The sequence below is a fragment of the Algibacter mikhailovii genome, from assembly GCF_014651495.1.
Lineage (GTDB): Bacteria > Bacteroidota > Bacteroidia > Flavobacteriales > Flavobacteriaceae > Algibacter_E > Algibacter_E mikhailovii.
Genome location: NZ_BMWZ01000037.1, coordinates 1 through 685 on the forward strand (window position 1 = coordinate 1; position 685 = coordinate 685).

At 42.2% G+C, this 685-nt stretch carries 1 protein-coding gene; it reads right to left on the reverse strand.

Going from position 1 to position 685, the window contains the following annotated elements; genetic code table 11:
* Window positions 1-685, reverse strand: a 685-nt coding sequence (locus IE051_RS18530) for a PKD domain-containing protein (RefSeq protein WP_189362904.1), incomplete at both ends; no start/stop codon positions are given.

The following is a 685-nucleotide window of genomic DNA, read 5'->3' on the forward strand; positions in this document are numbered from 1 at the left end:
TCCTCCACCTGTAGCTCCCCAGTAAATCTCTGCAAAGTGCAGCGTGACTTCATAGGTTCCATTAGCTAAAGGTATGTTATAATTAAATTCCTTCTCATCTGAACTACGCTCTGTTTGATATAAACTCTCGACTTCAGCACTTGCATTTTCAAAAAACTTACCGCCTGTAAAATACTGATCGGCTATAAAGGTCTCTCCTCCGAAATCTAAGCTTGGTCCACCCGCATTAATGCGTAGGGCAAAGTCATTTGATACAGACTCTTCTACTGTAATATCTATACTATCAGTAGCGCTCTCACCTTCTACATCGCTTACCGTTAAAGTTACCGTATAGTTACCGGCAGCTGTAAATATATGACTTGGCGATGCCTCATTACTCACAGAAGTTCCATCACCAAAGTCCCAAGCGTAGGCTGTAATACCTTTATCATCACTAGACCCTATTGAATTAAATGATATCGTCAATGGTGCAGGCCCTGATGTAAGATCTGAACCGGCTAAAGCGACTGGCGCCTGATTTATGGCTTGACCAAGAATTTCTATGGCCGATAGCTTAGGCTGATCTTTGCCGTCACTTCCTAGAGCATCAAAGTCCATGTCAAGAGAACCATCTGTTACCACTACTGTAAAAGTTTTGGTCACTTCTGTTTGCGCTCCTACTTCTGCTGTTAAATCATAATCATCT